Genomic DNA, 25,375 nt, shown 5'->3' with positions numbered 1-25,375 from the left:
GCAAGCTTAACTCGATTTGTCAGTATGGTAAATACATTAAGAGGTCAAACTATTTGCGTTTAGTATAAATCGTTGTTGCAGTTTGACAATCCAGAGAGAAGAACGGTAAAAACCCCTCAGAAAATTAAAAAAGGAGTGAATTCACTCCTTTTTATCGTACTGGCTTAAAGCATTCAAAATGACATATCGTATTTATTCTGCAACCAAGAGACGTAACATACGACGCAAGGGCTCTGCAGCACCCCACAATAATTGATCACCCACCGTGAAAGCAGATAAGTATTCGCCACCCATCTGCATTTTACGCAGGCGTCCGACAGGAATAGTTAGGCTGCCAGTCACTGCGGCAGGAGTCAAGTCACGCATAGAAGCTTCACGCTCGTTGGGTACGACTTTAACCCATTGATTATTTTGCGCGATAATGTCGTTGATTTCATCTAAAGGCACGTCCTTTTTGAGTTTGATGGTCAATGCCTGAGAATGACAACGCATCGCGCCGATACGGATGCACAAACCATCGACCGGGATTGCCTCAGAACCAAAGGCAGCGCCTTTACCTAAGATTTTGTTAGTTTCAGCACCAGCTTTCCACTCTTCTTTAGAGACGCCATTTCCCAGATCTTTATCAATCCAAGGAATTAGATTACCTGCTAATGGCACACCAAACTGCTTCGTTTCATCGCCAGTAAATGCATGCTGCTTAGCCAGCACTTTGCGATCAATTTCCAAAATTGCCGCGGCCGGATTATCCAGCAAAGCCTTAACTTCGGCGTTAATACTGCCAAATTGCGCCAACAACTCGCGCATGTGTTGCGCCCCACCACCCGAAGCAGCCTGATATGTCATGGAGGACATCCAGTCAACCAGGTTATGCTGGAACAGACCGCCCAAGCCCATCAACATGCAGGAGACCGTGCAATTACCACCGATATAATTCTTCACACCACGACTTAATGCAGTCTTGACCACATCGAGATTAACCGGATCAAGAACGATCACTGCATTGTCATCCATACGCAGAGTGGATGCCGCGTCAATCCAGTAGCCGTCCCAGCCCGATGCACGTAATTTAGGGAAAATTTCCGTCGTGTAGTCGCCGCCCTGGCAGGTAATAATAATGTCGCACTTCTTCAGCGCATCAATATCATTTGCGTCTTTCAATGTTTTTTCATTTTTTGCCATCGCAGGGGCTGTACCACCTGTATTGGATGTCGAAAAAAACACGGGTTCGATATGAGCGAAATCGCCCTCTTCCTGCATGCGCTGCATCAGGACTGAACCCACCATTCCACGCCAACCTACCAGACCAACTAGTTTCATCGTCTTTCCCTAAAATTTGCAGGCAATCCCTGCTGATTTACATACCAAACACTTTCTAAGTCAACGCACTTACTACCGCATTACCCATTTCAACGGTACCAACTTTCGTTGTACCTGCCTCATAAATATCCGGTGTACGCAAGCCTTGTGACAATACCTTCTTGACGGCATTCTCAATACGGTCAGCCTGCTCAGCTTTACCCAGAGAAAAACGCAACATCATGGCCGCAGAGAGTATTGTTGCCAAAGGATTTGCCACGCCCTTACCGGCGATATCCGGTGCAGAGCCGTGGGAAGGCTCGTACAGGCCCTTATTATTTGCATCCAGAGACGCGGATGGCAGCATGCCGATAGAACCAGTCAGCATTGCCGCCGCGTCAGACAAAATATCACCAAACATATTGCCAGTCACAATCACATCGAATTTTTTCGGCGCGCGTACCAGTTGCATCGCGGCGTTATCAACATACATATGATCCAGAGCCACATCAGGATATTCTTTATGCACGTCGGTCACGATATCTTTCCAGAACTGAAAAGTCTCCAGCACGTTCGCTTTGTCCACGCTGGTCAGACGTTTAGAGCGTTTTTGCGCTGCCTGAAAAGCGACATGCGCGATACGACGAATTTCACCCTCGGCGTACCGCATGGTATCGAAACCTTCGCGCTGACCTTTAAACGGGCCATCCGGGCATTCTCTGACGCCACGCGGCTGCCCAAAATAAATATCACCGGTTAATTCACGGATAATCAATATATCCAAACCAGAAACTACTTCAGGTTTTAAAGTCGAAGCGCCCGCAAGCTCAGGATATAAAATCGCTGGACGCAGATTTGCGAATAGATTCAAGTTTTTACGCAAGCCAAGAATCGCCTGCTCCGGGCGCAACGCACGCTCTAGTGTGTCGTACTTCCAGTCACCGACCGAGCCAAATAGCACCGCATCCGCATCCAGCGCCAGCTTCAGCGTTGCTTCTGGCAGAGGATGCCCGCTCGCTTCGTAGCCGGCGCCACCAACTGGCGCTGTTTCCATTTCAAATGACTCACCCAGCACATTCAAAACTTTTACCGCTTGTTCGATAATCTCAGGGCCAATGCCGTCACCCGGCAAAATTGCTATTTTCATGTTTTATCAAATTCAATTAAATCGTATTAGCCAACCAGGGTTGCATTGCGATATGACGCTCTTCAAATGCGCGGATTTTGTCGGCCTGACGCAAGGTCAAACCGATGTCATCAAGGCCATTGAGCAAACAATATTTGCGGAAGGTATCCACGTCAAACGGGTAACTCACACTCCCGCTCGATGTCGTCACGACTTGTTTTTCCAGATCCACGATCAGGCGAAAACCGGGAAAAGCCTTGACCTCGTTAAATAACTGATCAACTTGCGACTCGCTCAAAACAATCGGCAGCAAGCCATTTTTAAAACAGTTATTAAAGAAAATGTCCGCAAAACTAGGCGCAATCACCGCACGAAAGCCATATTGATCCAACGCCCAAGGTGCGTGTTCACGAGAAGAACCACAACCAAAATTTTTACGCGTCAGCAGAATCGAAGCACCTTGATAGCGCGCCTGATTCAACACAAAATCAGGATTTAACGGGCGCTTGGAATTATCCATTCCGGGCTCACCGTGATCGAGATAACGCCACTCATCAAACAGGTTAGGTCCAAAACCACTACGCTGTATTGATTTTAAAAATTGCTTAGGAATGATGGCATCAGTGTCGACATTGGCTCTATCCATAGGCGCAACGAGACCATCAAGAACGGTAAATTTTTCCATGATTATTTTTTACCAGCACCTTCAACCACTTCGCCTGCTTTTTTGACGTCTTTACCAATGCCTTGCACGGTATTGCAAGCAGCCAGAACAAACACGCAGATAGCCAAAGTAAATAATTTTTTCATGTTAATTCCTTCAAATAAAAATTAGCGCAAAGCGCGGACATCAACAAAATGACCAGCAATACCTGCCGCAGCAGCCATCGCAGGAGACACCAGATGAGTACGGCCGCCCTGCCCCTGACGACCTTCAAAATTGCGATTGGATGTGGAGGCGCAACGCTCACCCGGCTCCAAGCGATCTGCATTCATAGCCAAGCACATCGAGCAACCTGGCTCACGCCATTCAAAACCTGCATCACGGAAAATTTTATCCAGACCTTCTCGCTCAGCCTGATCTTTGACGAGACCAGAGCCTGGCACCACCATCGCCAGCTTGACGTTCGACGCACGGAATTTGCCGCGCACCACAGCTGCAGCAGCGCGCAAATCTTCGATACGTGAATTAGTGCAAGAACCGATAAATACTTTGTCGATACGGATATCTTCAATTGGCGTATTCGGCTTCAATGCCATGTAGACCAAAGCCTTTTCCATTGCATCGCGTTTAACAGCATCTTTTTCCTGATCTGGATCTGGTACGCGAGCATCGATACTGACCACCATCTCTGGGGATGTACCCCAAGTAACTTGTGGCTTGATCTCGGCAGCATTCAGTGTCACAACCATGTCAAATTTTGCACCGGCATCAGTGTGCAAGGTATTCCAATAAGCGACAGCGGTATCCCAGTGCGGGCCGACCGGCGAAAACGGACGGCCTTTTACATACTCAATCGTGGTCTGATCGACCGCGATCATTCCTGCACGGGCACCTGCCTCGATAGCCATATTGCATACGGTCATACGACCTTCCATCGACAGACTGCGTATTGTTGAGCCAGCAAACTCAATCGCATAACCGGTACCACCGGCCGTGCCAATTTTGCCGATGACGGCCAGCACAATATCCTTTGCGGTAACGCCTGCTGGCATTGCACCGTCCACCTGAATCAGCATGGCTTTGGACTTTTTAGCAATCAGTGTTTGCGTGGCCAATACATGCTCGACTTCGGACGTACCAATGCCATGCGCCAGGCAGGCAAACGCACCATGAGTCGAGGTGTGTGAATCGCCACAGACAACCGTCATACCGGGCAAAGTGGCACCCTGCTCCGGTCCGATGACGTGCACAATACCCTGACGCTTATCGTTCATACCGAAATAAGTCAGTCCGTATTGCTTTGCATTAGCATCCAGCGTCTCTACTTGCAAACGCGAGGTAGGATCGTCAATACCGTTAATACGATTCGTCGTTGGCACATTGTGATCTGCGACGACTAAATTCGCGGACAAACGCCAAGGCTGGCGCCCCGCCAGTTTGAGCCCCTCAAAAGCCTGCGGGCTGGTAACTTCATGCAGTAAATGACGGTCTATATACAAGATGGCCGTACCATCGTCGTCGGCATGAACTACGTGGGACTCCCACAGTTTGTCGTAAAGCGTTTTAAGCATGATCTAAAGCCTGCGCAATGATTTAAAAAGCGATAAGTGATGAAGAACGAAACCGTATGCTGTGCAAACAAAATGAACAAACGGCAGAAATAGGCCAAGAATTGATCACCAGAGACACAACACATGCACAGAGGGATGCCGGACATCGATTCGCTTAATCTGGTTTGAGCAACAGCTAAACGAACACAAAGAATCAAGCGTGATGAATGAGCGAATTTACACAGCGCTGTCGGATGACTATGCAGCAAAACCGATCAATCGTGCACCACGCAAGTGATTTTGTGGCCTTGAAGACCGAGTCCGGGAGACTCTTATGCAAGATTTGCGTCTGATTATGCCACAATTGTGCATTGCAGAACCGTATCACGCATCAATTTAAGGCATCCAAGTTTCAATATAAAAAACCCGAATAGCGACTTAAATCAAAATTTTTGTTGGAAAAATCAAGGGAATCAGAAAAATTCCCCTATTTTATTTGGCGAAGCAGGCGCATCGAGATAAAACAATGCGTCCTGGACAAACCTGCGGAAAATTAAACATACTCAGGGTAAGTATATATTTCAACACCAATAAAGAACAGCGCAATTGAAGGTGTTTTTAAACATACTCCCCTTATTTCATATTTTTCTATTTAAAAGCGGTGACTTGCACATCACCGCATTGCGCCCTGTGCCTCAAGGCGTGATCCATCAGCACTAATGCCAGCATGGCCTCAGCGATCGGCGTGGCGCGAATACCGACACATGGATCGTGACGACCAAAGGTTTCCACCATCACAGGATTGCCGTCCTTATCAACTGATCGGCGCGGGGTCCTGATAGAGGAAGTAGGCTTGATCGCGATCGACACAGTAATGTCTTGCCCCGTTGAAATCCCACCTAAGACGCCACCGGCATTATTGCCAACAAAACCTTCCGGCGTTAACTCATCGCCATGTTCGGAACCGCGCTGAGCGACGCATTGAAATCCAGCGCCGATTTCTACACCCTTGACCGCATTAATCCCCATCATGGCATAGGCAATCTCGGCATCCAGCTTGTCATAGATAGGCTCACCCAAACCAACTGGCACACCACTCGCGACCACATCGATACGCGCGCCGATAGAGTCTCCGTCTTTACGTAGCGTATCCATATAATCCTCAAGCTGGGTAATCAACGCCACATCATTGTTTGGTGCAAAAAATGGATTTTTAGGCACATGATCCCAGGACTGGAAGGGAATCACGATATCGCCCAACTGACTCATGCCACCCTTAAACGTAGTGCCATATTGCTGATGCAACCATTTTTTGGCAATCGCGGCGGCACCGACAACAGGCGCAGTCAAACGTGCAGAGGAACGGCCACCACCGCGCGGATCACGAATGCCGTATTTGTTCCAATAGGTAAAATCAGCATGTCCCGGGCGAAAGGTTTCGGTGATATTGCCATAGTCCTTACTACGCTGATCCTGGTTACGGATTAGCAAAGCAATCGGCGTCCCCGTTGTTTTGCCTTGATATACACCCGACAGGATTTCTACAGTATCCGGCTCCTGTCTTTGCGTGACATGACGCGAGGTACCAGGTTTGCGACGATCCAGTTCCGGCTGAATATCCAGCTCAGACAACTCTAGACCCGGAGGACAACCATCAATGACACAACCAATCGCTGGTCCGTGAGACTCGCCAAATGTGGTTACAGTAAATAAAGTTCCAAAAGTATTACCGGACATAGTGTTCTGCAAAATTTTATTCAGGATTGACGCAATTTTAACAGCGATCCCCCATTAACCGGACAAAATCCCTGAAACAGACCCATCCAAAACATCAAAAAACAGCCACAAAACACCTAGTGACCCCGACAAAATCAGTTTTTATAGAGACAAACTGCGATTTATTAAGTTTTCTTGTTTTATACTGAGTACACAGAGCATTTGTGACTTGGCTGTTTGTAAATTTAATGCGATAGTTCCATACAAACATAATCGTTAAGATTTGTAGTCAAAATATAAATCCATTCTTGGAGTCGCTTCTCAGATGAATGCAATGATCCACTCTTCCGAAGATGATCTGGTCTTTCTGGATGAACCAGAGGCAAGTGACGCTTCGACAGTGACCAAGCTTCACCCAACGTGGCGAATCATGATCATCGACGATGATCCGGATGTACATTCAGCAACAACGTTTGCCTTAGGTAGCCTGGAGATCCAGCATCGTCCGCTAAGTTTCTTACATGCGTATTCAGCTGCCGAGGCACGCGACATACTGCAACACGAAACAGATATAGCGATCATTCTGCTAGATGTCGTGATGGAGCAAGAAGATGCGGGACTCCAGCTCGTCAGCCACATACGCAAGACACTGGGACTCGCCGATGTACGTATTATCCTGCGCACAGGCCAGCCAGGCTACGCCCCTGAGATAGACGCTATTCGTGATTACGACATCAACGACTACAAAACCAAATCTGAACTAACCCGTACCAAACTCTACACTGCAGTCACATCCGCCATCCGCTCCTACGAACAAATTTGCGCGATCAGCGCCAGCCGTCGCGGACTTGAACTGATTATCAACGCCAGCACTGAGCTGATGGCATTACGTGGTTTGCAGAATTTTGCCTCAGGCGTGCTCACCCAAATCTCAGGTCTGCTTGGCAATCAGGCAGAAGGCTTTGTCTGTTCACAGCAAGGTGTCGACGGAGATAAAGAACTTAAAATCATCGCCGCGACGCACTCGTTCCAACACCTGATCGATCATCCGGTCAGCGATGTCGTCGATGAGAAAGCGAATGCGATCGTACAAAGGTCAATGCAGGAGCGCTGTAATTTATACGAGGCTGAATCAACAACACTGTACTTCAGCAATGTTGCAGATCGCGACCTGACGGTCTACCTGAATATTGGACTGAACCTGAGCGAGATGGACAAACGTCTGCTCGAGGTCTTTTGCAATAATGTCTCGGTTGGTCTGGATAACGTCATGCTGACCTCGCGGTTACACAGCTATGCGTTTTATGACCCGCTCACCAGTCTGGCAAACCGGCTCAAATTATTGCAGACATTAAATGAAACTCTGCAATCGCCGCTCAAAAAACATAGTGCCCTGTCATTGATTGACATCGATCATTTCGCCGAAACCAACGACGCCCTAGGCCATCAGTTCGGTGACATGCTGCTGTGCGCTGTCGCCCAGCGTCTGGTCAAACATTTTGGCGAAGATTGTCAGCTTGCCCGCGTGGGCAGCGATACTTTTGCGCTACTGGGTGACGAAGAAATGGTGTGTCCGCAAGCGATCCTGACCTTGTTTACGCCACCCTTTCAGGTCGATCGACAGGATGTCCAATTATCGGCAACCATCGGCTTAGTTGAACTATCTGACTACGATGGTGACGGGTCCGAAGCCCTCAAAGACACCAACATTGCACTCAAGCGTGCAAAAACACATCAGCGTGGTAGCTTCGTCTACTTCACACGAGATATGGGCGTGGAAATACGTGAACGTGTGCGCCTGATGCACGCTTTGCGCGCAGCATTTGAAAATGAAAAATTGTTTCTGGTGTTCCAGCCACAAATTGACATGTCAAATGGACAGGTAGTCGGCGCAGAAGCCCTGCTCCGCTGGAAAACCGAGGAAGGCAAATTTGTTCCGCCCGATTTATTTATTCCTATCGCCGAATATTCTGGCCTGATCGTTGACATCGGGGAATGGGTACTGCGCACGGCATGCCGCGAATTAGTTCATTTGCGCAGCTTGGGGTATAACGACTTTCAGATGGCGATTAACGTCTCCCAGGCACAATTCTCTCATCCGCTGTTTATGCAATCCCTCAACAGCGCCTTGCTAGATACTCAGGCACCGCCAGAATCGATTGAGTTGGAAATCACCGAATCGATGGCAATGAAGGACCCGGAACTGCTAATCAAAACGCTGCATCAGATTAAACAACTGGGCATTAAGATTTCGATTGATGATTTTGGTACAGGATTCTCTTCACTGAGCCATTTACAAAAACTCGATATCGACAAACTGAAAATTGACCGTGCTTTTGTCAATGAAATCAGACAAGACTCAGGCGAAGGCAGCATTGCCAAAATGGTCGTTCAACTAGGCAAAAGCTTAGGTATCGCCATCATCGCAGAAGGAGTAGAGAGCGAGATGCAAGCGCAGACGCTGCTCTCATTCGGCTGCCATTTAGCGCAAGGCTATCTGTATGCCAAACCAATGACCAGAGAAGACTTGCACCCCTGGTTGGAAAATAAGCGGCAACTCAAGAGTAATTAATTTCCCGAATTTAAAAATGGCATATGTGATGGCTGAAGCCAGTACATGTGTCATTTTTATCATATTGCACACAAATGAATTGTGTAGCCATAAAATGGCTTATTTCACCATAACTCACCGTCATAAAAAAGTCTAAGGGCCAAGAGCTATATTTTATCTGCGCCTTCATCTGTGTTTTCGCCTGTATTTTCATTTGCATACCAGAATGGAATTTTCCATTTCTATTCCCCCGATTTTGCAGACTGTCGCATGCTGATGGTAATCGCCACTCTATTTCTTTAGAGTGACAACATGCCGCAAAACAGTATGCAATGCCTGATCTCAACTTGATTGGCAAAGCAAAAAAAGTAAATCATTATCAGAAAGCCTCATCATGAATCCCAACGCGACCCAAACCATCAAAGAACTTATCACTGCATTCTTGCATTGGTTAAGTAAAGCGTTTGACAAGACCGCTGCCTGGGTGACAACCTTATCCTGGTGGAAATTTTTTCTATTCGCGTTAATCATGATGATTGCTGGCTCCATCTTTCAGGACAATATTCTGAACTCAGACGATGGCGTCATTGTCACCAATAAAAAAGCTGCGAAAAAAGCAAGCAAAACAAAAAGTATCAACGATGGCGATACGAATATTGAGATCGACGGCACCGGGATTCATATCCGCAAAAATAAGACCGATGGTGGTGGCAAGCAGATCGAAATTGATGAAAATGGCATCCGTGTTCTGAAAGAGGGCAGCTCCTCCACACCACCTGCTCCGTCAGCAGTGCCGGCACAACCTGAGCCACCCAATGCATCCAATCCGACCTCACCACCAAGCCCTCCGGCAATGCCAGACATGCCCAAAGCAGGCCAGGATGACATCCATATCAAACTACCGCCAGACATTGCCCAGGAAATCAGTAATGACATTGAAGATGCTGTTGCCGACGCGGCTGATGAAGAAGTAAAAAGCTACCAGAAGAAATCATCTAAATGGTTTATGAACTTTGTCATGCTTTTGATCTTCGGTCTTCTCGGAATGAAGGCGTTAATGGGCGGCAAAGTTCGCGCTGAAGAAAAAGCCAAAGAAGCCAATCTGTCCGCAGAACGGGAGTCTTTATTACGTCAGGTCAGTGAGGCACAGATGCAGATGATGCAGGCACAAGTCGAGCCACATTTCCTCTTTAACACGCTGGCATCCGTCGAGTATTTAATCGAGACAGATCCGCCAAGAGCCGCAGCGATGCAACGCAGCCTGATCTCCTATCTGCGTGCCGTGTTACCACAAATGCGTGAGAATGCTGCAAAAACGAATCTGGGACGCGAAGCCGATATGGTGAAGTCTTATCTCGAACTCTTAAAGATGCGTATGGAAGAACGCCTGGAAGTCGACTTTAATATGCCGGAAGGATTACGTAGTGCCTCATTCCCACCGATGATGTTGCAATCACTGGTTGAGAACGCGATCAAACATGGATTAGAAGTCAAAGCGGAAGGTGGCACCGTACACTTTCATGCCGAGGTCGCGCACAATAAATTACGCGTCTCAGTCAGTGACAATGGCCTCGGTTTCGGCGCAATGCCTAGCAACGGCACCGGTCTGGGCTTGCAAAATATTCGCGAACGCTTGAAGCTCATTTACAAAGAAAAAGCACAAATGATCATTACACCCAATCAACCGACAGGAGTTTGCGTTACTATAGAAATACCTTATGAGTTAGCCAACTAATTAACCAGAATTTTTACTATGCCTACAGCAATACTAGCCGATGATGAAAGACTGATGCGTGACCAGTTAAGGTCGCGCCTGGAGCAGGTCTGGCCAGAATTGCACATTCTTGATGAAGCAAAAAATGGTGAAGAAGCCATACAGCTAGTCGATAGCCTGACACCGGACTTCGTATTCCTGGACATACGCATGCCAGTCAAAACCGGCTTAGAAGCAGCGAAAGAAATCGGGGGCAAGGCACATATCGTTTTCATTACGGCGTACGACCAATACGCAATTGAAGCATTCGATCACGGCGCGGTCGATTATGTATTGAAGCCGGCAGACATAGACCGTCTGACCAAAACAGTCGAGAGATTAAAAGCACGACTGAGTAGTAAAGATGAACCAAATGACATGAGCAATATGTTGGCGCAGCTTGCCAAGCAGATGGGTATCGGTACCAAGGTCAATTATTTACAATGGATACAGGCATCGATCGGGCAGGAACTACGCCTGATTCCGGTAGAAGAAATTTTATTTTTTCAGTCGGATGAAAAATATACCCGTGTACAGACAGCAAGCTATGAGGCATTAATCAGAAAACCGGTTCGCGATCTCGCCGAAGAGCTTGATCCCGCCTTATTCTGGCAAATCCACCGCGCTACATTAGTGAACGCAAAAGCAATATCAGGTGTTGTCCGTGATTTAAGAGGTCGCCACTTGGTACAGATAAAAGGACTGACAGAGAAACTAGAAGTTAGCCGCAGCTTTGTGCATTTGTTTAAGCAGATGTAGTCTGGCATTTTTCGAATGCGGCTCCCATAGCATAAGTAAAGAGACATTCATAACCAAACTGCTCTATATTGAGCCACTACAGGACAAAACATATTCCTTTAGTCCAAAAAATTACCTATATTGATCATGTTGATTTGCCAGATGAAAATCATGATGCCTAAGGCACATTCAGCTGGCTTGCGTAAGGATGTTCTGCTCCGAAGATCAAACATCCGCTCATCAATATAGCGATCAATAACGAGGAGAGTGGCCATGAGGAAAAGTCAACTATTGTCGATATTGCTTCTTTGTCTCTCAGGACTATTCAATGATGCCGCCTTGAGCCAAAACAATTTCGAATGGCGCTGTAACAGAGAATTATCACAAACCAGCATCGTAGTCTCTGAGTCTGAAGGTCCCTACTTCATACACAATAACGTCAGTAGCAAAAAATTGCGTACCATGAGCACGAAAACTTATTCCACCGACTATATTCTCGGCCTCACTGCAAGACATAGTATTATTCAAATCGATTTTGAAGGTCCGATCATTGATGACAAGGATAGCGATCAGGAATGTTTCGCTCCACACATTGAAATAAATATGGAACATCCTGCAATCAATGTATATGTAGGCAAAGAATTTCCAGAAAATTCTTGCGTGTATAACGAAATTCTCGACCATGAAATGCAGCACGTAAAACTCTACAAAGAGAAATTACCTGCTTTAGCTAACCTAGTACGAGCAAAGATGGACAGACGCTATGCAAACACGCCTTTGATCGGCCCGATTGGAAAAACCAAAGCACAGTTAAACGATGAAATTAACCGTGTGTGGATGCCATTCATTAAGGATGAACTGGAGAAAATTGAAGACTTACAAGCAGCTTTAGATTCAGAGGATGAATACACCAGGCTCAGTTGGTCTTGCCTTGGGCAAGTACAAACAACATTAGGATTCCGAGACCGGCGGTGATCGCTCCCAAAAATACAAAAGCCGCCACCATATTGAATGGCTGCGGCTTTAATTAGGAAACATACTCCCCCTCTGTATTCTTTAAAGAGCCCCATCAATAAAGCGGAACAGCTCTGTTTGCATTGATTCAACAGGGAGTATTATAGAATATGCCGCCCTATCCACCATGCAATCGCCGCAACAAATGCACTGGCCGGAATAGTCAAAATCCAGGCCCACACAATATTACCGGCAACACCCCAGCGGACGGCAGACATTTTCTGCGCTGAACCAACGCCGACAATGGCGCCCGTGATGGTGTGTGTTGTTGATACCGGGATACCGAAATGAGAGGCAACAAATAAAGTGATAGCGCCACCGGTCTCAGCACAAAAACCACCGACAGGTTTTAGTTTAGTGATTTTCTGACCCATAGTTTTCACGATGCGCCAGCCACCGAACAGAGTGCCCAGTCCGATGGATGCGTAGCAGGAAATGACAACCCACATTGGCGGTAAGGCATCGCTATTTGACACATAGCCAGCAGACACCAGCAACATCCAGATAATACCGATGGTTTTTTGTGCATCATTGCCCCCGTGACCAAGGCTGAACATTGAGGCGGAAACTAATTGTAAACGCCGGAACCATTTATCAACCTTCAATGGCGTCGATTTCACAAACAACCATGAGACGATCAACATCATGACCGATCCCAGCACGAAGCCTAGTAGCGGAGATAACACAATAAAAGTAATCGTGGTCCACAAGCCTTTGGAAACTAAAGCACCGGTACCCGCTTTGGCTACGGCAGCCCCAACCAGGCCGCCGATCAAGGCATGCGATGATGAGGATGGTATCCCAAAATACCAGGTAACCAGGTTCCAAAAAATAGCACCGACCAGCGCACCGAAAATCACATAGTGATCAACCACGGATGGGTCGATAGTGCCTTTGCCGATGGTTGCAGCAACTTTCAGCTGAAAAAACAAAACAGCGATGACATTAAAAAATGCTGCCATCGCGACCGCTTGTTGCGGCTTTAAAACTCCTGTCGATACCACTGTCGCAATCGCGTTAGCAGCATCATGGAAGCCATTCATAAAATCAAATAACAAAGCCAGGATCACCAGTAAGGCGATGACGTACAGGCTCATGTGGACGGTTTGCATGGAATTCACTTCTCTTTTAAGTTCTCATGTCAATTCTCTACACTCTGACCAGTAGAGAACGAGTACTTGTTAAATCTAAATCTATTAGCGTATCTGCCCTGTCGACCAGATGAGGGCAAATACAAACCAAGGCAGTTAAGGCGATCCAATCACCCTCGCAGCTCAGATTTATGCGTTTTCAACAATGATACCTTCAATGATATTGGCGACATCTTCGCAACGATCAGTGACGGTTTCGAGAATCTCGTAAATCGCTTTCAGCTTGATCAGATTGCGCACATCCGGTTCATCACGGAACAGCTTGGACATCGCAGCACGCATGACGTGATCTGCATCGGACTCCAGACGATCGATTTCTTCGCAAATCGATAGCATCTGACGTGAATTCGCCATGTTAGGCAACAACGCCACGGCATCTTTCACTTTTTCAGCGCAGGCCAGGCAGAGCTCGGCAAGACGTTTGGCCTCAGGCGTGATCTCACGGATATCATACAAAGAAATCGTCTGGCCAGCATCTTCCAGCAAATCCAGAATATCGTCCATACGAGTGATCAGCTTATGGATGTCATCTCTATCTAGCGGCGTAATGAATGTCTTATGAAGAAGCTCGATTGTATTGTAGGTGACGGTATCTGCCTGTTTTTCAATCGCTTCAATCGCATGAACCCTGATTTCCAGATCATCGAAATTAGTCATCAGAGCGACCATTTCTTTCGATCCTTTTACGCATAACTCAGCATGCTGATTAAAGAGTTCAAAAAACTTTCCCTCTGTGGGCATCAATCGTCCAAACATTTTTTTCTCACTAAAGTAGTAACACTAAAATTGTGTCGAAGCTACAGGAACGTGTCCTGCAACTCCAGACGCTGCTTCATATTGAATAAATTTGCTAAAACCAACTACGAAAATTTAATTATTCGTTATCGCCATACACAGATAATGATCCGGTGTAATTGTCAAATTTGGTGTACTCACCCAGGAATGTCAGGCGTACGCTGCCAATAGGACCATTACGCTGTTTGCCGATGATAATTTCTGCGGTACCTTTATCGGGCGAGTCAGGGTTGTAGACCTGATCACGATAAATAAACAAGATCACGTCTGCATCCTGCTCAATCGCACCAGATTCGCGCAAATCCGACATAACAGGCCGCTTATTAGGACGTTGCTCAAGCGAGCGATTCAACTGGGACAATGCGATAACAGGACACTGCAACTCCTTCGCCAGCCCTTTTAAGCTACGAGATATTTCAGAAATTTCTGTCGCACGGTTTTCACCGCCAGAGTTACCTGACATCAGTTGCAAGTAATCGATAATGATCAATCCCAATTTGCCACATTGACGTGACAAACGACGTGAGCGGGCACGCAACTCAATAGAACTCAGTGCCGGCGTTTCATCAATGTACAATTGCGCATCGTTCATTTTTTGAATCGCATGCGTTAAGCGAGGCCAATCCTCATCAACCAGGCGCCCGGTACGTAACCGGTGCTGATCCAGGCGGCCAACAGAACCCAGCATACGCATTGCTAATTGCGCGCCGCCCATTTCCATCGAAAACACGGCGACTGGCAAACCACTTTCAATAGCGACGTTTTCACCAATGTTAATAGAAAATGCCGTTTTACCCATCGATGGACGACCTGCAACAATAATCAAATCACCAGGTTGCAATCCTGATGTCATACGATCCAAATCAGCAAAGCCAGTAGGAACCCCAGTAATATCACTGCTGTGATCACGGTTGTATAACTCATCAATCCGCTCAACAACTTGCGTCAACAAAGGCTGAATCGCCGTAAAGCCTTGAGCTCCACGCGCACCCTCTTCCGCAATCGCAAAAATCTTCGATTCAGCTTCGTCAAGCATTTGCTTAACTTCTTTGCCTTGCGGATTAAACGCATTCCCGGCAATTTCGTCAGAGACCGATATCAGTTTACGCAAGACACCACGATCGCGCACAATCTCTGCATAACGACGAATATTGGCTGCAGACGGCGTATTTTGTGCTAGTGCGTTCAGATAGGTCAGGCCACCTGCATCATCAGCCTTATTGATTCCAGTTAGGGCCTCATATACCGTAATGACGTCAGCGGGCTTTGTCGCATTAATCAGCTTAACAATCGCCTGAAAAATAATACGGTGATCATAACGGTAGAAATCATCCTCACGAATGAAGTCAGCGATCCGGTCCCAGGCAGCATTGTCCAATAGTAGCCCCCCAAGCACAGACTGCTCTGCCTCGATGGAATGTGGGGGAACGCGAATGGAATCTAATTGCGGATCGGAAGGTGCTTTCATGGCGCGCATTATACCTTTTTATTCCACTTCAAAAACAAAGAAAGCAAAGCAGATGCCTTACCCAGACCGCACGTACTTGACGTATCAAAGATAGACCAAACATACAAAACACCATCAGAAAAAATCACCAAACATATATCAAACTGTTATTAACGTAAAAAAGCCGGGCAAGCCCGGCTTTTTATACAACTGAAATGAGCGTATTAAGCGTGCTCGCCCAATACAGCAACAGTCACATCAACAACGACGTCTGTGTGCAATGCAACAGCAACAGAATGATCGCCAACAATTTTCAACGGACCTTGTGGCATACGAATCTGCGCTTTTTCAACCGCGAAACCTTGTTTTACCAGAGCTTCAGCGATGTCAAAGTTAGTCACAGAACCGAACAAACGGCCATCAACACCAGATTTTTGCGAGATCTGAACTGTCAAACCTGACAGTTTTTCACCAGCAGCTTGCGCTACAGCCAAGCGTTCAGCAGCAGCTTTTTCTAAGTCTGCACGTTTCGCTTCGAATTCAGCGATTGCAGCAGCTGTTGCACGACGAGCCATACGTTGTGGGATCAAGAAGTTACGTGCGTAACCATCTTTAACTTTAACTACATCGCCCAGATTGCCGAGATTAACGACTTTATCAATCAGAATAACTTGCATATTTTTCTCCTAGTACCTTGTCGTCAATTACGCTGTGTGCAGATCAGTGTACGGCAGCAACGCGAGGTAACGTGCGCGTTTGATCGCCGTGTCAACTTGACGTTGGTACAGTGCTTTAGTACCAGTCAAACGTGCTGGCATAATTTTGCCGTTTTCTTGCACGAAATCTTTTAATGTGTCGACGTCTTTGTAGTCAACTTGCGCTACATGTGCTGCTGTGAAGCGGCAGAATTTTTTGCGTTTGAACAAAGGATTTTGTTGCTGACGCTTTTGTTTCAGTTTGCTTTTGTCAAATTTTTTACCGAATGCCATTTTTGGCTCCTAATCTAGTAAAGTCGTCTCGAAATCAGTGATGTGAAATACGAGACTTTTGCTGTTACGGTTCTTGCGCGACAAAAAACCTGTGAATTGCATAACTACTCCCAGCTCTATCTCTAAAAATCGTTTTGAAATATTACCTGCTGCAATGGCATTAATTTCAAATTCGACTACACGCTGAGTATTCGCCTGCTCTTGCTTTGAAGAATGCGTCAGTACCGCAGAAGCTATCGGAATTCCTGCTGGCGTATAGCGCAGCGCCGATTTTTCCAAAATACTGGCAACAACTTTAAGCTGATTCACTGATTTATGTTGCGTCCTCTAAAGGTCAATTATGCCGCTGGCGCTTCTACGCGTTGCGTTTTAGCAGCATCTTCTTTCTGTACAGCTTTCATCATTGGAGATGGTGCTGTTTCAGCTTTTTTCATTTTGACTGTGAGGTGGCGCAGAACTGCATCATTGAATTTGAATGCGGTTTCCAACTCGAGCAGAGTCTCAGCATCGCACTCAATGTTCATGCAAACATAATGTGCTTTAGCCAGTTTTTGAATCATGTAAGCCAATTGACGACGGCCCCAGTCTTCAACGCGGTGTACTTGGCCGCTGCGTGCTACTACAGAAGCTTTGTAACGCTCGATCATTGCAGGCACTTGCTCGCTTTGATCAGGATGTACGATAAATACGATTTCATAATGACGCATATATTCTCCTTGTGGACAATAAAATAGCCCGCCTCGGCGTCAAGACGAGTGCGGGAAGAGGAAAAGCCCATGACTATACTGCACTTTTTGAATTTACTCAATAGTTTCAAGCACTTATTGCGGACACAGAAAAAATTATTGATCCAATACCCTTTTCCGATTCAGGCTCAGGTTCTAAATGAAAAAATTTTGGCTATTCAGAAATTTATGTTTATACTGTACAAAAATACAGGCTGCATATAAACCCAGCCAAACTTTACCCAATTGGAATTCTGACATGCTAAAACTTACTGCCCGCCAAGAACAGATTCTGAATTTGATTAAAGATGCCATTCAAAATACCGGCTTTCCGCCGACGAGAGCAGAAATTGCTAACGAACTAGGATTTCGCTCAACCAATGCAGCCGAGGAACACCTGCAAGCACTAGCCCGCAAGGGAGTTATAGAAATAGCTCCAGGAACATCGCGTGGCATCCGCCTGCTTGACTCTGCTTTGAGCAATCTTAAAGGGAAATTTAGTGGTGGAACACAAATGGCATTGCCCCACCCTGCTTTGATGCAACTCAGTCTGCCTTTAGTTGGCAGAGTGGCTGCCGGCTCACCTATTTTGGCTCAAGAACATGTAGACACAAATTACCAGGTTGACCCTGCATTATTTTCTGCAATACCTGACTACTTACTCAAAGTCCGCGGGATGTCTATGCGTGACGCAGGTATTTTTGATGGCGATTTACTCGCGGTAAAAAAATCGAGAGAAGCAAAAAATGGACAGATCGTTATTGCTCGCATGGGTGACGATGTGACTGTCAAACGATACAAAAAAACTGGCAGTATCATTGAATTACTTGCTGAAAATCCCGACTATCCCAACATTAAAATTGCTGAACAAGATGAAGATTTTTCTCTGGAGGGCTTGGCCGTTGGCTTGGTTCGTGCCTGGACTTAACCAAACTTAGCCAGACTCTAAACATGCACAAGTAAGCAACTGATTTGTGCATGTTAATCAAAATAGTGACTTTATCCTTCAACTATAGCCGCTACCTGCAGCACCTCATAATCCGCAAGAAATTCAGCCATTGATTGACGGGTAATACCCCACTCAGAATGAGCATGCCACACATTACCCTCAAAATATATGCCAACGTGGTGGATACCTCTGCCACCTTTTCTTGTACAAAAAATTAGGTCATGATTGACCACTTCTGCGAGTTTTTTTGAACGACCAAGGCGACGTTGATCGTAAGAATTTTTAGGAATACTCTTAGCTAAAACATCATAATAATAGCGTTGAGTAAAACCAGAACAGTCAATCCCTGCACGAGTTATACCGCCCCATATATAAGGCGTTGCATACCAATATTGAAAAAATACATCAGAGCTTTGGCCTAAAGATTCAACAGAAATATAGGCATGAATATCTGCATCAATATTAACTGCAGCAGCAGGAACCCAACCTATCACTCCATCCCACTTCATGACTAAAGCAAAATCAAGGTGAGTACCAAGTATGCGAACAACCTCTTCAACATCACACTGAGTTTGACGGAACCGGTCTTTTTCATCGGAGCTCATCGATGAGTAAGTCGGCTCAGGATGCCTCAATACATCCATTAAATATAGGGCCCTTCCATACACATCACTGAACCATTGATCTTTTTCAATATGAACCATTATTTGATTTCTCAATTAAACCCAAAATAAATTCATGGCATCGTGATTAAAATTACGATGCAAATAAAATAGCCGCTGATTTAAACAGCGGCTATTTTGAGGCAAAACCTAGGAGATTAAACAATCAATGTTTTACGACGCCAGTGTCACCGACAGTTTCTGTTTTGGCTGCGGCAGCAACCAAAACTTCTTCATCAGTTAACGCAACAGGCATGCGCTCAAGTGCAATTTCCAAAACCTTGTCAATCCAGCGCACAGGAATAATTTCCAATTTATTTTTTACGTTATCAGGAATATCGGCTAAATCTTTGGCATTTTCCTCTGGTATCAATACAGTCTTAATACCACCGCGATGAGCTGCTAATAATTTCTCTTTCAATCCTCCGATAGGCAGAACTTCGCCACGCAAAGTAATTTCGCCAGTCATCGCGACATCAGCACGTACAGGGATACCCGTAAAAACAGATACCAGTGCCGTCGTCATCGCAATACCGGCTGAAGGACCATCCTTAGGAGTCGCTCCCTCTGGCACATGAATGTGAATGTCACTTTTTTCAAAAACATCATTCTTGATACCTAGGCGCTTAGCGCGGCTACGAACTACTGTACGAGCAGCTTCAATTGACTCCTTCATGACATCGCCCAAAGTGCCTGTACGTATTACGCCGCCTTTTCCGGGCATTGCAACTGCCTCAATCGTCAACAGATCTCCGCCAACCTCTGTCCATGCCAGACCAACCACTTGCCCAACTTGATTTTCTTTCACTGCGACGCCAAAATCATAGCGACGAACACCAAGGAACTTATCAAGATTCTTGGAGGTGATCGTTGCTTTTTTCTCGCTCTTTTTCAATAAAAGCATCTTCACTACCTTACGACAAATCTTGGAAACTTCACGTTCCAAGGAGCGCACACCAGCTTCTCTGGTGTAGTAACGAATGATGTCGCGAATCGCACTTTCGGATACATTAATCTCACCGTCTTTTAAACCATTATTCTTAATCTGTTTTGGCAACAAATAACGCTGAGCAATACTAGTCTTTTCATCTTCGGTATAACCTGACAGACGTATGACCTCCATCCTGTCTAACAAAGCGGGCGGAATATTGTACGAATTAGAAGTCGCCACAAACATTACATCGGACAAATCGAAATCAACTTCAATGTAATGATCTGAAAAAGTATGATTTTGCTCAGGATCCAAAACCTCCAGCAATGCAGACGACGGATCACCGCGGAAATCAGCCCCCATTTTGTCGACCTCATCCAGCAGGAATAATGGGTTGCGTACGCCAACCTTAGACAAACTCTGCAAAATTTTACCTGGCATAGAACCGATGTAAGTACGACGATGGCCGCGGATTTCAGCTTCGTCGCGCACTCCACCTAAAGCCATACGCACAAACTTGCGATTTGTTGCACGGGCAATCGACTGTCCTAGCGAGGTCTTACCAACCCCCGGAGGACCCACCAGGCACAAGATCGGAGCTTTTAACTTATCGACGCGCTGCTGAACGGCAAGATATTCCAAGATCCGTTCTTTGACCTTATCTAAGCCATAGTGATCATCTTCCAACACTTTTTCTGCATTGGTCAGATCATTATTAACTTTGGATTTTTTCTTCCACGGTAAATTAACGATGGTATCGATATAATTTCTTACTACGGTCGCCTCTGCCGACATGGGAGACATCATCTTGAGTTTTTTCAACTCAGCCATCGCCTTATCGCGCGCCTCTTTAGGCATTTTGGCGGCAACAATTTTCTTTTCCAGCTCGTCGATATCTGCGCCCTCGTCGCCCTCGCCCAACTCTTTCTGAATCGCTTTAACCTGCTCATTCAAATAATATTCGCGCTGAGACTTTTCCATCTGACGCTTGACTCGTCCACGGATACGCTTCTCTACCTGCAGAATATCGAGTTCACCTTCCAATTGTCCAAGCAAATGTTCGAGCCGCTTAGATACACTGAAGATTTCCAAAATAACCTGCTTCTGTTCAAGCTTTAATGGCAGATGAGCGGCAATCGTATCGGCAAGACGACCAGCGTCGTCAATACCAGATAAGGAAGCCAAAATTTCAGGAGGAATTTTTTTATTCAATTTGACGTATTGGTCAAATTGCTGGACGATTGCGCGGCGCATCGCCTCAACTTCGGAGTCATCACCCTCTTCTGGAGGTACGGGCGTGAGATCCGCCGTAAAATGCGATTCAGTTTCGGTAATTTTATGGATGCGTGCACGCTGCGCGCCCTCGACCAATACCTTGACGGTGCCGTCAGGTAGTTTCAACATTTGCAAAATGTTAGCGATACAACCGATCTCGTAAATATCGTCAGCGGATGGTTCGTCCTTGGCAGCAGCTTTTTGGGCTGCGAGCATGATGCTCTTTCCCTGCTCCATTGCCGCTTCTAAAGCCTTGATAGACTTTGGCCGGCCAACAAACAAGGGTATAACCATATGCGGGAAAACTACCACATCGCGCAAAGGCAATAACGGCAATTCTGTTTGTTCAGTGATTATGGAAGTTGTCATGGCGCACCTTATTCAAAATTTCTAGTAGATAGATTGGCGCACTAGGCCAAAACTCAAGCCCGTCATCCGAAAAACAATAAAAAAAGCCACTCAGAGGAACCTCCGGGTAGCTTTTCGATTGAAGCTCAATTTTATTGTGTAATTAATTGTACTGCGTATTCCTGATATTCGCGGATCAATTGTGACATTCACCCACACTTTTTAGGAATTAAGACTTCACGCCCGAAACTTTCGGTTGCTCGTCATAAATCAACAAAGGCTTAGCGCCATTATTGATCGTATTTTCATCAATCACAACTTTTGATACATTTTGCTCGCTTGGCAAGTCATACATAATGTCAAGCAAAGCATGCTCAAGAATCGAACGTAATCCGCGCGCACCCGTTTTCCGGGCAATCGCTTTCTTCGCAATCGCTTGCAATGCTGCAGGACGAATCTCTAGTTCAGACCCTTCCATTTCCAACAGTTTTGAATACTGTTTGATCAACGCATTTTTTGGTTCTACCAAAATCTGAATTAAGGCAGCCTCATCCAATTCATTCAGCGTGGCAATAACCGGCAAACGACCAACTAATTCTGGAATAAGACCAAACCGGATCAAATCTTGCGGTTCAGCATCCTGCATAACCTGACTAGCACTTTTTTCCGACTGACTTTTTACGCTCGCACCGAAACCGATACCGCTGCGCTCAGAGCGATCAGAAATGATCTTGGCAAGGCCATCAAAAGCGCCGCCACAGATGAACATGATGTTAGTTGTATCAATCTGAATAAAATCCTGATTGGGGTGCTTACGACCACCTTGTGGTGGCACGGAAGCCATAGTTCCCTCAACCAATTTCAACAGAGCTTGCTGAACACCCTCACCAGATACATCGCGTGTAATCGATGGATTATCTGATTTACGCGAAATCTTATCAATTTCATCAATGTAGACAATCCCTTTTTGGGCACGTTCAACTTCATAATTGCAATTTTGCAATAATTTTTGAATAATGTTTTCAACGTCCTCACCGACATAACCTGCTTCGGTTAATGTCGTTGCGTCGGCAATAACGAAAGGAACGTTCAGCATACGGGCTAGTGTTTGCGCCAGCAAAGTCTTGCCTGAACCGGTTGGACCTACTAGCAGAATATTACTTTTAGCCAGTTCAACATCATCTTTTTTGCCGAGATGCTTAAGACGTTTGTAATGATTATAAACAGCAACAGCCAAGATACGCTTAGCCGTCACCTGACCAATCACATATTGATCTAATAAGGCCGTTATTTCTGATGGAGTTGGCAAATCAGTTTTAGCACTGGAAATGGATTCCAGATTACTAACTTCGTCACGAATAATGTCATTACATAAGTCGATACATTCGTCGCAGATGAAAACAGAAGGCCCGGCAATCAGTTTTTTAACCTCATGCTGACTCTTGCCACAAAAGGAACAATAGAGCAGTTTTTCGCCAGTGGAGGATTTTTTATCGGGCATAGTACTTAGGTTCTTAACGAAAATTTAGCGGATTTGTTTTTGATATTACCTGCAAATTCGACATAAGTCATCGAACATGTTTAGGTTATAAATGATTTAAAAAATCTTGCCACAGTTATTTTGTAGCGTTCAATAAAAAACGCCCGGACTTGTAAGTGCGGGCGCTTTCTCTATTTTCAATATTCTTTCAGTACATCAAGCGCGATGAGTCAGAACTTTATCAATCAAACCATATTCTACGGCGGCATCTGCTGACATAAAATTATCACGGTCAGTATCTTTACCTATCTGCTCAATAGTTTGGCCTGTCTTATCAGCCAGAATACCGTTCAGGCGTTCACGCAAATACAAAATCTCGCGAGCCTGAATTTCGATATCTGATGCTTGTCCTTGCGCACCGCCCAAAGGCTGGTGAATCATAATTCGTGAGTTCGGCAAAGAGAAACGTTTACCTTTCGCACCTGCAGCCAGTAAGAAGGCCCCCATTGATGCAGCTAAACCTGTACACAAGGTTGAGACGTCTGGCTTAATAAACTGCATCGTGTCGTAGATCGCCATACCAGCAGACACTGAACCACCAGGAGAGTTAATGTAAAGTGAAATATCCTTATCTGGATTTTCACTTTCCAAAAACAGCAATTGCGCTACGATCAGATTAGCTGCCTGATCATTCACAGGACCAACCAGAAAAATCACACGTTCTTTCAACAAACGGGAGTAGATATCGTAAGCACGCTCTCCACGACCACTTTGCTCTATGACCATCGGCACCATGCCTAGCATGTTGGTATCTAATGCTGAATTCTGAATGATGCCTGTCATGTGATTTCCTTTAATTATTGCGCGTTGTTACCCATTAATTCGTCGAATGGCAGCACTTTATCTGTAACCTTCGACTTACCTAATACGTAGTTAACGACGTTTTCTTCTAATACAAGGGCTTCGACTTCCGCCAAACGATTACGATCACTGTAGTAGTACTTTACGACTTGCTGCGGATCTTCGTAACTCTGTGCAAAATCTTCTACTTGCGCTTTGATCTGCTCTGGAGTTGCCTGCAAATTGTTGGCCTTGACTAACTCAGCCAAGATCAAACCCAGGCGAACACGACGCTCAGCTTGCGCTGTAAATAGCTCTGGCGGGAACGGAACATCTTTGACGTTCATACCGCGTTGAGCCATATCTTGGCGTGTCATTTCAGCTAAGCGCTGACCATCTTGCTCTACGAGAGCTTTAGGCACATCAAACTCAACCGCTTTCACTAAAGCATCCATCACACTATCTTTAGTTTTTGCTTTTACACGACCTTTAACTTCACGCTCTAAATTTTCTTTGATGTCCGCACGCATTTTAGCCAGGTCGCCATCTTCTACGCCTAAACTCTTAGCAAACTCTGCATCAACCTCTGGCAAATGTGCCCACTCCAATTTTTTCAGAGTGATAGTGAACTCAGCAGTTTTTCCTGCCACATCCTTACCGTGATAGTCCTCAGGGAAAGCCAGCGGGAAAGTTTTGCTTTCGCCAGATTTCAAACCCAAAGTTGCCGCCTCAAATTCTGGCAACATACGACCTTCGCCTAAAACAAAAGCGAAATCATCCGCTTTGCCGCCAGCAAATTCAACGCCGTCAATCTTACCAACGAAGTCTAAGGTTGCACGATCACCATTTTGAGCAACTGGTTCACCGCCGTCACCATGAGCACCTTGCTCACCTTTAGTGTGGAAATGAACGCGTTGCTTGCGCAAAATATCGATCGTTTTATCGATCTCAGCATCAGACACTTCCGTTTTAACTTGCTCCACTTCTGCAGCAGACAAATCACCGACAACAAATTCCGGATAAATTTCGAAGGTTGCATCAAATGACAAACTGCCTTCAACAGCACCTTCAGCATTTTTTGGCTCAATCTTTGGGTAGCCAGCAACACGTAATTTATTTTCGTTTGCAGCAACGCTGAAAGCCTGACCTACTTTATCGTTCAGAACTTCGGTTTCCACTTGGTAGCCATACTGGGCTGCGACCATTTTCATAGGCACTTTGCCAGGACGGAAACCCGGTGCTTTTGCTGTACGCGCACGTACCTTCAAACGCTTTTCCACTTCCGACTGCACTTCTGAAATCGGGAAGGAAATAGTGATACGGCGTTCCAATTTATCTAAAGTTTCGACTGCAGTTGCCATGAAAATCGTCC

Annotated in this window: 23 protein-coding genes; 5 read left to right on the top strand and 18 right to left on the bottom strand. The window is 45.8% G+C overall.

Annotation, left to right across the window (positions count from 1 at the left end; all coding sequences use genetic code 11):
* Positions 1-192 precede the first annotated feature (192 nt).
* The 6 genes from asd to aroC all read right to left on the bottom strand — a co-directional run bounded on the left by asd (position 193) and on the right by aroC (position 6,376).
* Positions 193-1,320 carry an aspartate-semialdehyde dehydrogenase gene (asd, locus tag ACO0K3_RS01095; RefSeq protein ID WP_422981112.1) on the bottom strand — a complete coding sequence of 376 codons (1,128 nt, stop codon included), beginning with the start codon at positions 1,318-1,320 and terminating at the stop codon, positions 193-195.
* Positions 1,321-1,375: 55 nt separating this feature from the next.
* Positions 1,376-2,446: a 3-isopropylmalate dehydrogenase gene (leuB, locus tag ACO0K3_RS01090; protein WP_422981110.1), complete on the bottom strand. Its 1,071-nt coding sequence runs from the start codon at positions 2,444-2,446 to the stop codon at positions 1,376-1,378.
* Positions 2,447-2,462: 16 nt separating this feature from the next.
* Positions 2,463-3,110, bottom strand: a complete 648-nt coding sequence (gene leuD, locus ACO0K3_RS01085) for a 3-isopropylmalate dehydratase small subunit (RefSeq protein ID WP_422981108.1) — start codon at positions 3,108-3,110, stop codon at positions 2,463-2,465.
* A gap of 2 nt (positions 3,111-3,112) precedes the next feature.
* Positions 3,113-3,235 (bottom strand): entericidin A/B family lipoprotein, encoded by a 123-nt coding sequence (locus tag ACO0K3_RS01080; protein ID WP_422956494.1) that lies wholly within the window; start codon positions 3,233-3,235, stop codon positions 3,113-3,115.
* A 21-nt stretch (positions 3,236-3,256) separates the two neighbouring features.
* The gene (leuC, locus tag ACO0K3_RS01075) at positions 3,257-4,660 is read right to left on the bottom strand and encodes a 3-isopropylmalate dehydratase large subunit (RefSeq protein ID WP_422981106.1); all 1,404 of its coding nucleotides are present in this window, start codon (positions 4,658-4,660) and stop codon (positions 3,257-3,259) included.
* A gap of 627 nt (positions 4,661-5,287) precedes the next feature.
* A complete protein-coding gene (gene aroC, locus ACO0K3_RS01070) occupies positions 5,288-6,376 on the bottom strand; it encodes a chorismate synthase (protein ID WP_422981104.1) in 1,089 nt (362 codons plus the stop codon).
* Between the two features lie 313 nt (positions 6,377-6,689).
* On the opposite strand from aroC, the gene ACO0K3_RS01065 reads away from it, so the two are divergent.
* The 4 genes from ACO0K3_RS01065 (at position 6,690) to ACO0K3_RS01050 (ending at position 12,372) form a co-directional block, all read left to right on the top strand.
* Complete coding sequence (locus ACO0K3_RS01065; protein WP_422981102.1) at positions 6,690-8,927, top strand: bifunctional diguanylate cyclase/phosphodiesterase; 2,238 nt, start codon at positions 6,690-6,692, stop codon at positions 8,925-8,927.
* A 373-nt stretch (positions 8,928-9,300) separates the two neighbouring features.
* Positions 9,301-10,641, top strand: coding sequence for a sensor histidine kinase (locus ACO0K3_RS01060; protein WP_422981100.1), 1,341 nt, complete (start codon positions 9,301-9,303; stop codon positions 10,639-10,641).
* Between the two features lie 18 nt (positions 10,642-10,659).
* Complete coding sequence (locus tag ACO0K3_RS01055; RefSeq protein WP_422959942.1) at positions 10,660-11,418, top strand: LytR/AlgR family response regulator transcription factor; 759 nt, start codon at positions 10,660-10,662, stop codon at positions 11,416-11,418.
* A gap of 441 nt (positions 11,419-11,859) precedes the next feature.
* The gene (locus ACO0K3_RS01050; RefSeq protein WP_422981098.1) at positions 11,860-12,372 is read left to right on the top strand and encodes a hypothetical protein; all 513 of its coding nucleotides are present in this window, start codon (positions 11,860-11,862) and stop codon (positions 12,370-12,372) included.
* 140 nt (positions 12,373-12,512) lie between these two features.
* Here ACO0K3_RS01050 and ACO0K3_RS01045 read toward each other — a convergent pair whose 3' ends face one another.
* The 7 genes from ACO0K3_RS01045 to rpsF all read right to left on the bottom strand — a co-directional run bounded on the left by ACO0K3_RS01045 (position 12,513) and on the right by rpsF (position 17,500).
* Entirely contained in the window at positions 12,513-13,523 is a 1,011-nt protein-coding gene (locus ACO0K3_RS01045; RefSeq protein ID WP_422981096.1) for an inorganic phosphate transporter, read from the bottom strand.
* 168 nt (positions 13,524-13,691) lie between these two features.
* The gene (locus ACO0K3_RS01040) at positions 13,692-14,318 is read right to left on the bottom strand and encodes a DUF47 domain-containing protein (RefSeq protein WP_422981094.1); all 627 of its coding nucleotides are present in this window, start codon (positions 14,316-14,318) and stop codon (positions 13,692-13,694) included.
* Positions 14,319-14,436: 118 nt separating this feature from the next.
* Complete coding sequence (locus ACO0K3_RS01035; RefSeq protein ID WP_422981092.1) at positions 14,437-15,825, bottom strand: replicative DNA helicase; 1,389 nt, start codon at positions 15,823-15,825, stop codon at positions 14,437-14,439.
* Positions 15,826-16,028: 203 nt separating this feature from the next.
* Positions 16,029-16,481, bottom strand: coding sequence for a 50S ribosomal protein L9 (gene rplI / locus ACO0K3_RS01030; RefSeq protein ID WP_422956484.1), 453 nt, complete (start codon positions 16,479-16,481; stop codon positions 16,029-16,031).
* A 27-nt stretch (positions 16,482-16,508) separates the two neighbouring features.
* On the bottom strand, positions 16,509-16,793 hold the full coding sequence (gene rpsR / locus ACO0K3_RS01025; RefSeq protein WP_126773305.1) for a 30S ribosomal protein S18: 285 nt from the start codon (positions 16,791-16,793) through the stop codon (positions 16,509-16,511).
* Between the two features lie 9 nt (positions 16,794-16,802).
* Positions 16,803-17,102, bottom strand: coding sequence for a primosomal replication protein N (gene priB / locus ACO0K3_RS01020; RefSeq protein WP_422981090.1), 300 nt, complete (start codon positions 17,100-17,102; stop codon positions 16,803-16,805).
* A 29-nt stretch (positions 17,103-17,131) separates the two neighbouring features.
* Positions 17,132-17,500 (bottom strand): 30S ribosomal protein S6, encoded by a 369-nt coding sequence (rpsF, locus tag ACO0K3_RS01015; RefSeq protein ID WP_422956482.1) that lies wholly within the window; start codon positions 17,498-17,500, stop codon positions 17,132-17,134.
* A gap of 277 nt (positions 17,501-17,777) precedes the next feature.
* Between rpsF and lexA the strand changes: the two genes are divergently transcribed.
* Positions 17,778-18,446 carry a transcriptional repressor LexA gene (lexA, locus tag ACO0K3_RS01010; protein ID WP_422981088.1) on the top strand — a complete coding sequence of 223 codons (669 nt, stop codon included), beginning with the start codon at positions 17,778-17,780 and terminating at the stop codon, positions 18,444-18,446.
* Positions 18,447-18,517: 71 nt separating this feature from the next.
* Here the strand turns inward: lexA and ACO0K3_RS01005 are convergent, their stop codons facing one another.
* The 5 genes from ACO0K3_RS01005 to tig all read right to left on the bottom strand — a co-directional run bounded on the left by ACO0K3_RS01005 (position 18,518) and on the right by tig (position 25,364).
* Complete coding sequence (locus ACO0K3_RS01005; RefSeq protein WP_422981086.1) at positions 18,518-19,171, bottom strand: C40 family peptidase; 654 nt, start codon at positions 19,169-19,171, stop codon at positions 18,518-18,520.
* Positions 19,172-19,295: 124 nt separating this feature from the next.
* Positions 19,296-21,704, bottom strand: coding sequence for an endopeptidase La (gene lon, locus ACO0K3_RS01000; RefSeq protein WP_422981084.1), 2,409 nt, complete (start codon positions 21,702-21,704; stop codon positions 19,296-19,298).
* A 208-nt stretch (positions 21,705-21,912) separates the two neighbouring features.
* The gene (clpX, locus tag ACO0K3_RS00995) at positions 21,913-23,184 is read right to left on the bottom strand and encodes an ATP-dependent Clp protease ATP-binding subunit ClpX (protein WP_422956479.1); all 1,272 of its coding nucleotides are present in this window, start codon (positions 23,182-23,184) and stop codon (positions 21,913-21,915) included.
* Between the two features lie 195 nt (positions 23,185-23,379).
* Complete coding sequence (clpP, locus tag ACO0K3_RS00990; protein WP_422959934.1) at positions 23,380-24,006, bottom strand: ATP-dependent Clp endopeptidase proteolytic subunit ClpP; 627 nt, start codon at positions 24,004-24,006, stop codon at positions 23,380-23,382.
* Positions 24,007-24,020: 14 nt separating this feature from the next.
* On the bottom strand, positions 24,021-25,364 hold the full coding sequence (gene tig, locus ACO0K3_RS00985) for a trigger factor (RefSeq protein ID WP_422981082.1): 1,344 nt from the start codon (positions 25,362-25,364) through the stop codon (positions 24,021-24,023).
* Positions 25,365-25,375 lie beyond the last annotated feature (11 nt).

It is taken from the genome of Undibacterium sp. Rencai35W (assembly GCF_049340185.1).
Lineage (GTDB): Bacteria > Pseudomonadota > Gammaproteobacteria > Burkholderiales > Burkholderiaceae_D > Undibacterium.
Note: the sequence above shows the minus strand (reverse complement) of the source record. Positions and strands in the feature narration are given on the sequence as shown.

Coding starts and splice junctions, on each gene's coding strand:
- lexA (WP_422981088.1), top strand. CDS start 17,778: ATGCTAAAACTTACTGCCCGCCAAGAACAGATTCTGAATTTGATTAAA.
- leuD (WP_422981108.1), bottom strand. CDS start 3,110: ATGGAAAAATTTACCGTTCTTGATGGTCTCGTTGCGCCTATGGATAGA.
- tig (WP_422981082.1), bottom strand. CDS start 25,364: ATGGCAACTGCAGTCGAAACTTTAGATAAATTGGAACGCCGTATCACT.
- leuB (WP_422981110.1), bottom strand. CDS start 2,446: ATGAAAATAGCAATTTTGCCGGGTGACGGCATTGGCCCTGAGATTATC.
- ACO0K3_RS01040 (WP_422981094.1), bottom strand. CDS start 14,318: ATGTTTGGACGATTGATGCCCACAGAGGGAAAGTTTTTTGAACTCTTT.
- rplI (WP_422956484.1), bottom strand. CDS start 16,481: ATGCAAGTTATTCTGATTGATAAAGTCGTTAATCTCGGCAATCTGGGC.
- ACO0K3_RS01060 (WP_422981100.1), top strand. CDS start 9,301: ATGAATCCCAACGCGACCCAAACCATCAAAGAACTTATCACTGCATTC.
- asd (WP_422981112.1), bottom strand. CDS start 1,320: ATGAAACTAGTTGGTCTGGTAGGTTGGCGTGGAATGGTGGGTTCAGTC.
- ACO0K3_RS01005 (WP_422981086.1), bottom strand. CDS start 19,171: ATGGTTCATATTGAAAAAGATCAATGGTTCAGTGATGTGTATGGAAGG.
- ACO0K3_RS01050 (WP_422981098.1), top strand. CDS start 11,860: ATGAGCACGAAAACTTATTCCACCGACTATATTCTCGGCCTCACTGCA.
- ACO0K3_RS01045 (WP_422981096.1), bottom strand. CDS start 13,523: ATGCAAACCGTCCACATGAGCCTGTACGTCATCGCCTTACTGGTGATC.
- ACO0K3_RS01055 (WP_422959942.1), top strand. CDS start 10,660: ATGCCTACAGCAATACTAGCCGATGATGAAAGACTGATGCGTGACCAG.
- ACO0K3_RS01035 (WP_422981092.1), bottom strand. CDS start 15,825: ATGAAAGCACCTTCCGATCCGCAATTAGATTCCATTCGCGTTCCCCCA.
- clpP (WP_422959934.1), bottom strand. CDS start 24,006: ATGACAGGCATCATTCAGAATTCAGCATTAGATACCAACATGCTAGGC.
- rpsF (WP_422956482.1), bottom strand. CDS start 17,500: ATGCGTCATTATGAAATCGTATTTATCGTACATCCTGATCAAAGCGAG.
- rpsR (WP_126773305.1), bottom strand. CDS start 16,793: ATGGCATTCGGTAAAAAATTTGACAAAAGCAAACTGAAACAAAAGCGT.
- leuC (WP_422981106.1), bottom strand. CDS start 4,660: ATGCTTAAAACGCTTTACGACAAACTGTGGGAGTCCCACGTAGTTCAT.
- aroC (WP_422981104.1), bottom strand. CDS start 6,376: ATGTCCGGTAATACTTTTGGAACTTTATTTACTGTAACCACATTTGGC.
- lon (WP_422981084.1), bottom strand. CDS start 21,704: ATGACAACTTCCATAATCACTGAACAAACAGAATTGCCGTTATTGCCT.
- clpX (WP_422956479.1), bottom strand. CDS start 23,184: ATGCCCGATAAAAAATCCTCCACTGGCGAAAAACTGCTCTATTGTTCC.
- ACO0K3_RS01065 (WP_422981102.1), top strand. CDS start 6,690: ATGATCCACTCTTCCGAAGATGATCTGGTCTTTCTGGATGAACCAGAG.
- ACO0K3_RS01080 (WP_422956494.1), bottom strand. CDS start 3,235: ATGAAAAAATTATTTACTTTGGCTATCTGCGTGTTTGTTCTGGCTGCT.